Source organism: Chryseobacterium sp. KLBC 52 (genome assembly GCF_003347605.1).
Lineage (GTDB): Bacteria > Bacteroidota > Bacteroidia > Flavobacteriales > Weeksellaceae > Chryseobacterium.
The window spans coordinates 1-6,984 of the sequence record NZ_QDFZ01000032.1 but is presented as its reverse complement, the minus strand read 5'-3'; the positions used below and the strand labels follow the sequence as shown (position 1 = coordinate 6,984).

The window sequence follows — 6,984 nt, the reverse complement described above, 5'->3', positions numbered from 1 at the left end:
CTGGAGGTAAAAGATACGGGTAAGGGAATGAGCCGGGAACAAATGACCTATTATGAAAAACTTCAGGATAATATTGAAAATGAAAAACTGGTTTTACAAAAATACAGCTTAGGATTACATCTTATTCTTCAGCTTCTTATGATGATCAATGGTAAAATTGAATTTAAAAACAATACCCCAAAGGGAACTGTTGTATCCATTAAAATTAAAAAATATGATTAAGAAAATTATTATTGCAGATGATCATTTTGTAGTAAGATTAGGAACCACCTTAATTCTGGAATCTCACCACAAAGATGTGAAAATTTCCTGCGCAGAATCCTATACGGAACTCACAGACAAACTATATGCAGAGTCGTTTGACCTGCTGATCTTAGATATCAATATGCCGGAAAGCAAATACCTGGGTATGATTGGTGAGATAAAAATAATACAGCCCCATCTTAAAATCCTGGTTTTTTCAGTATATGACAATGATATTGCCGTACAGTATATCATTGAAGGAGCTGATGGATACATTAACAAATTATCGGATGAAAATAATATCCTTGAAGCTGTTCAGCAAATATTTGAAACCGGAACGTATTATTCTCCGGATATCGTTAAAAAACTTGTGTCTTCAGCTAAAAAAGACAGTCCTATCAATCCGCTGGAAACATTATCCGAAAGAGAAAAGGAAATATTCGATCTGCTGGCTAAAGGGTACGGGAATATTGAGATATCAAATGAGTTGAACCTGCACCTCTCTACCGTAAGCACTTACAAAGCAAGAGTTTATAAAAAACTCAACATTAAAAACACTGTTGATCTGGTACGGTTAGGAGATAAAAACCAGACCCACAAACCTAAATAAGCTCCCGGTATGTAATAATGCCAGAGAAAGATCAATTGAAGGACATGTGGGTATATTAAAAAAACGGAATAAAACATTCCGTTTTTTTTAATCATCTGTGTATCCTATAAGAACCGTAAAATTCTTTATTACAATTTTATCGATGCTTTTTTAATTTATTTTTTTGTAATTTTTGGGTTAAACCAAGCAGAGTATGTATTTGTTTTTTTTGCATATCAATTTGTTTTTGCTGCTGTATAACATGTAAATACAATTCTTCTACTTTTTCCAGAGTTTGAGTAGACAATTTGGTAATATCAAAAGAATAACCCTCATCAGTTTTTTCCAGCTCCTTGATGGAAGTTACTCCAGGCAAATGTTTGTTTTGCATAATAAATCTTTCTGTGTCATAGATATTGGCAAATTTATAATTCGAATTAATGCTTGATGTACCGTTGAAATACTGATCAAATACATAGTCAGGATAGGTGGCTGTTGCAGTTTTAATACTTCCGTTTACATTTAATTTTTCTAAGCCAAAAGTAGGTTCTATCGTATACCCTATTGCCAGATTATTAATTGCTGTAATATTTCCTGCAGGCGAAATCAGCATTCGCACCTGCCCCAAAGCATCTCCTGCGGGTGTTGTTGAAAAGTCAATTCCAGTAGGAACATGTGTACTACTGGTTCCTAAAGAAAGAGATGAACTTTTTCCGGTAGCCATAACCTGCGCTGCTGAATTGGTATCACAATAGATAAATAAAGAATAATTTCCGTTATTGGAAAACCCCATTGAAGATCTTGTCCCTGTACCAGAGTCCTGCACTATACCAAGTCCTACACTATTATCAAAGGCTGTAGTTTGTTGATTCACGAATTTCAGATCATTCCCATTTTGGATAATAGTTCTGGTATTGGTAAGAGTACCATCTGCATTATAAATATTGCTATAATTACTGATCAGTTTTTGCCATGCTGTACCATCGAAATAGTAATACCCAATGCTGTCGATATTAAGTCTTGGTCCTGTATTATCACCAGCTGAGATATCTGTAATATACACCAATGCTCCTTTTTGATTAGTTCCGTAAAGAGCATCTCCTTTAGCAGAAAGCTCTGCACGGGTAAGTCTCGGTGCCTGAAGTCCGTCAATATCCGTAACGCCTAGTTTTCCATTCACATCTAATGTGGAGTTAGGCGTTGTAGTATTAATCCCTACACCTGCTGTCTGTGCAGAAATGCCAGAAGAAGCTACCAATAGGGCTGCTGTTAATAAAGTTGTTAAATCTTTTTTCATTGCTTCAATTTTAGTGTTTATTTTTTTGAAATAAAATATAAGACCAGTAAGTAAATCCAATATGTACCTGGGCATTACTACCACAAGACTGAGAAATATTCCTTTAATTAAAAGTGAAATACAAAAAAATGAGGTTTTTGTCTAATGATAAACAAAAAACGGACTTAAAATCTTTAGGGAACGGTGTAAATGGATGTTCTCCGGATAGCTTTTTATTGGTACTTTTTGGTGAGTTTAAATATATTTTTATTCTTCTGTTTGTATTTTGATCATTACTGAATTAGCAGTTCTCTTATTTTTCAGGGAACGAACTTATTGATAATGCAAAATTAAATCTCACAATACAAAAAACTTAAGATCAGTGTGTAAAAATACATTACCCTACATGTAGTAATATGTCTCACTTATGTAGTTTAAAAACTACATAATTCTGCAATAAGTGAAATATCGATAAAAAATTACGACAATTATTGATGGATGACAATTAAAATTGTAGTTTATGTAGTTTTATAACTACGGGTTAGAAAAAGTTCTATCGGGAACATTTATGTACTTTTGCTGATAATAGGTAGTGGCACTATATTGATAAAAATAATATAGCGTTACTGTCAATTTTTAAGAGAATTCAGATTATCATTTACATGGTAGTTGCTTTACGGGATCATTCTTACATAGATCAAAAACTTACAGATATAAAAAAATATATAGAATTATAATGCAAAAGGCACTTTCACTAATGATCCTTGGTATTTTGACAGCATGTAGCTCCCCCAAAAAAGAAAATACAAAAGTAAATTCGGAATCAGTATCTAACGCAAATATCCAAATGGCTGCGCTTACAGGAAAATGGGTTCAACCTATTCCAGGGCAAAAAAATGGAAAGCAAGGTATTGAATTTCATGCCAATGGTGTTGCTACATCCATAAATAGGCACACTTTACTGTATGAACAATGGGAAGTTTCTCACGATACATTATTTTTATGGTACCACACCGAAGGCATAAGACAGGTTTCAAGTGATATTGATACGCTGCTGATCAAAAAACTGGATCATCAATCTTTGGTTGTTTTATCTTTAGCAGGAGATTCTACATCCAACATTGAAGAGATTTATCACAAGGAAAATTAAATCTGCACTCTGATTGATGATCTGCATTATTCTCTTCAAACAATTACAGTTAAAAAGAAGAATTCTTTTCTGGCCATGATGTTCTGATGCTGCCATTGAAAACCATGGATGGATTTTAAAATATAAAAATCAGCTGTTTATATTCGTCTCGTATCATTGATTTTATTTTATCACAAATACAACAAATGACATTTATTTCATCATTATTACCAAAAACCATTGGTCAGAATATCAATCCAATAAGTTTCACACCCATCAGAGTATACAAAATGTGGCAAGTGTTTAATTAACAGCTAAAATTCATCCTAAAAAGCCTTATAAACTGACACCGCTGTCATTTTTAATTTAAAAGTATGTAGTTTTAAAATGACACTCAGCACTTCTTTTAGCTTTTAAAATTTGCTAATTTTATAATTATATACCATGAATACTTTATAACTACAAGTATTAAAAATGTTTTATAAACAACTTATATTTATATTTTTCATAAATATTCAATTGTATTACAGCCAGCAGACGGCATCGGTATGGTATGATACAGATAAAGGACTTCCTCAGAACAGTGTAAAAGATATTATCAAAGACAAGTACGGATTTATCTGGATCAGTACAGAAAATGGATTGGTACGCTATGACGGAAATAATTTTGTAACCTATAATCATCTCAAATTTAAGAATAACAGATTTACCTCCTTTTTGGGAAATGCCAAAAAAGACACTATTTACAATACCACTGCTTACAATGAAAATATCGCATTGATCTCCAAAAGAAATGTAAAACTTCTGAATCAAAAATCAGGCTGCCTTCAAAGGGTAATACGTGAAAGCAGATCAAACTTTATTTTCACTAAGAATGCAATACCGGAGCCATTTGAAAATACGGATTTCTTTGTGTATTTTGATAAGAAGAACTACTATCATTTGTTTCACAATGGAACAATACAATATAAGGATCACACCATTGCAACACTGAAAAATCTGCATAAAAACTATATTCTGGATACATTTTGCTTTAACCAGAATATTTTTATCATTTCCAGATCTTTAAAAAAAATAATTAAAATTTCTCCGACCCAGATAACTTACCTGAATGCCCCGGAAGTTTTTTTTAAGAATGATATAAAAGTATACTGGAGCCAGATCAACAATCAATCTTTTATTATCCAGAATCATTCGTTGTATAGAATACATTACGAGTGCGATAGCTTTAGTCTGAAAAAATTAGCAGATTATGACCTTAATAAGAATTCCTTATCTTCCATCTATCATGATGAAGTGAACAATAAGCTGTACCTGGGTACATTATCCGATGGATTGAATGTTATTAAATTCAACAATTTTCATGTAGCTAACCGGTCAGATAAATCCTATGAAAATATTTTTCATTCACTGCTTCCTTTTGAAAATGATAAGGTAATCAATTCCTTAGGTGATGTATACAATGAAAACGGATTGGTAAAAAAATATCATTTTAACACGACCGATCATTTTTTTTTACTGTATGATAATCAACAGAATATCCTTGTCCAGAGGGAATCAGGCTTATTACGCTTTCTTAAAAATTCCGATTATTCTAAAAAAGAAAAGCTTGCTCTGAAAAATGAGCCCTCCCGTGCCTGGAAACTGAGGAATTATTATGTAGCAACTTTTCACAAACCTATTTTAAAATCGACTCTTTCTTTTTATAAAGATTCCGGTTTTAAAAATCCTTTTTTACAATTTTCTCTTCCTAATATTGTAACTACTGTTCATGAATATGACCATGACAAATGGCTGGTAGGGACCAGAGATGCTTTATATATAATAGAAGCACCCAATTTTAGTCCTAAAAAAATATCTACTGCTTCATTACATGTAAGAGAAATCACTAAAACAAAGGATGGAAATGTTTGGATCATGACTCAGGGAAACGGTTTCTTTCTCTATCAAAAAGACCAGCTTATCAAAATGCCCGTGGATGAAAACCGATATCTTTTATTTTCACATACTATTCTGGAAGACAAAAAAGGCTTTTTCTGGATCAGCACCAACAATGGCTTATTCAAGGTACTGAAAAGCAGCCTTCTGCAATATGCTAAAGACAGAAAAAACATACCCAGCTATTACCGGTACAGCAAAGAAGACGGCTTTAATACCAACGAGTTCAATGGAGGCTGTTCTCCAAGTGCTGCTGCTCTTCCCAACGGAAATTTTGTATTCCCTTCTATCAAAGGACTTTTATTTTTTAATCCGGAAAAAATAAGAAGCTATTACCCTAAAAACTTCTTTTTGGAAAGGGTTATATTCTATGATTGCAAAAGCAACATACAAGGACAGAATATTAATCTGGAAAACAATTTTTATAAAGCAGTCATTGTAGTAGATGTTCCTTATTACGCCAACAGAGCTAATTTGGTTATCGAAGGAAAACTGAAAGGCGGTAAGAATGAAAAATGGGAAAGAGTGGGAAGTGATGGCAAATATTACATCTCAAACCTGCAACCGGGCCAATATCAGCTTATGGTGAGGGTATTGGCTTCTCCACAAGGAAAATATATCTATAAAACAATTAATATCAACGTAAAACACCTGTTTTATCAGGTACTCATCTTTAAGCTTTTTATCATATTTATTATATCAATTCTCATTTTAAAATTAATAAAATTCAGACTAAAAAGACAAATATTAAAAAAGAAGGAACTCGAAGAAATTATTACAGTAAGAACCCGGAAACTATCCAAAACAGTTTCAACATTAGAGTACACCAAGGAACAACTCCGAAAAGAGAGCTTACAGCAGAAAAAATTATTGGAGACAATAAGCCATGATATCATTACTCCCATAAAGTATTTATCCATTACAGCCCAAAAGTTGTATGAAACCGATGAACATGACCGCTACATACAAAAGAAATATTTCGAGAGTTTCTACAAATCTTCTGTAGAGTTTTACAATTTCGTGAAGACCCTGAAGGAATACGCTGAGATCTATAACATTTCTGAAAAAAATGAGAAATATAATGTCTACGAAGTTGTGGAAGCTAAAAAAGCACTTTTTGAGGTCGCTGCCAAAGAGCAAAATACACGTATTATCAACAATATTAAAGATCCCACGTACTCGAAAAAAAATCAGAATGTAATTGCTGTTATCATCCATAATCTCATAGACAATGCGATTAAAAATACTACTGATGGGAGCATAGAGATTTCTACAAGTGAAGACAGCAGAACCTTTTTCCTGGAGGTAAAAGATACGGGTAAGGGAATGAGCCGGGAACAAATGACCTATTATGAAAAACTTCAGGATAATATTGAAAATGAAAAACTGGTTTTACAAAAATACAGCTTAGGATTACATCTTATTCTTCAGCTTCTTATGATGATCAATGGTAAAATTGAATTTAAAAACAATACCCCAAAGGGAACTGTTGTATCCATTAAAATTAAAAAATATGATTAAGAAAATTATTATTGCAGATGATCATTTTGTAGTAAGATTAGGAACCACCTTAATTCTGGAATCTCACCACAAAGATGTGAAAATTTCCTGCGCAGAATCCTATACGGAACTCACAGACAAACTATATGCAGAGTCGTTTGACCTGCTGATCTTAGATATCAATATGCCGGAAAGCAAATACCTGGGTATGATTGGTGAGATAAAAATAATACAGCCCCATCTTAAAATCCTGGTTTTTTCAGTATATGACAATGATATTGCCGTACAGTATATCATTGAAGGAGCTGA

Annotated in this window: 6 protein-coding genes; 5 read left to right on the top strand and 1 reads right to left on the bottom strand. The window is 32.9% G+C overall.

What is annotated here, in order from left to right:
• Together DDF69_RS21880 and DDF69_RS21875 are read left to right on the top strand one after the other, a co-directional pair.
• Positions 1-222, top strand: a 222-nt coding sequence (locus DDF69_RS21880) for an ATP-binding protein (RefSeq protein WP_228411987.1), incomplete at its 5' end; no start/stop codon positions are given.
• Positions 215-853 (top strand): response regulator transcription factor, encoded by a 639-nt coding sequence (locus tag DDF69_RS21875; protein ID WP_114822642.1) that lies wholly within the window; start codon positions 215-217, stop codon positions 851-853. The genes DDF69_RS21880 and DDF69_RS21875, both read left to right, overlap by 8 nt.
• 136 nt (positions 854-989) lie before the next feature.
• Here the strand turns inward: DDF69_RS21875 and DDF69_RS21870 are convergent, their stop codons facing one another.
• Positions 990-2,129: a hypothetical protein gene (locus DDF69_RS21870; RefSeq protein ID WP_162800987.1), complete on the bottom strand. Its 1,140-nt coding sequence runs from the start codon at positions 2,127-2,129 to the stop codon at positions 990-992.
• 715 nt (positions 2,130-2,844) lie between these two features.
• Here DDF69_RS21870 and DDF69_RS21865 point away from each other — a divergent pair.
• From DDF69_RS21865 to DDF69_RS21855, 3 genes are all read left to right on the top strand, one after another.
• Entirely contained in the window at positions 2,845-3,258 is a 414-nt protein-coding gene (locus tag DDF69_RS21865; RefSeq protein WP_114822640.1) for a lipocalin family protein, read from the top strand.
• A 453-nt stretch (positions 3,259-3,711) separates the two neighbouring features.
• Complete coding sequence (locus tag DDF69_RS21860; RefSeq protein WP_114822639.1) at positions 3,712-6,696, top strand: two-component regulator propeller domain-containing protein; 2,985 nt, start codon at positions 3,712-3,714, stop codon at positions 6,694-6,696.
• A partial coding sequence (locus tag DDF69_RS21855) for a response regulator transcription factor (protein ID WP_162800985.1) occupies positions 6,689-6,984 on the top strand: 296 nt, incomplete at its 3' end. The genes DDF69_RS21860 and DDF69_RS21855, both read left to right, overlap by 8 nt.

What these genes read in the sequence shown, in the direction of transcription:
- DDF69_RS21870 (WP_162800987.1), bottom strand. Translation starts at nt 2,129, where the DNA reads ATGAAAAAAGATTTAACAACTTTATTAACAGCAGCCCTATTGGTAGCT.
- DDF69_RS21875 (WP_114822642.1), top strand. Translation starts at nt 215, where the DNA reads ATGATTAAGAAAATTATTATTGCAGATGATCATTTTGTAGTAAGATTA.
- DDF69_RS21860 (WP_114822639.1), top strand. Translation starts at nt 3,712, where the DNA reads ATGTTTTATAAACAACTTATATTTATATTTTTCATAAATATTCAATTG.
- DDF69_RS21865 (WP_114822640.1), top strand. Translation starts at nt 2,845, where the DNA reads ATGCAAAAGGCACTTTCACTAATGATCCTTGGTATTTTGACAGCATGT.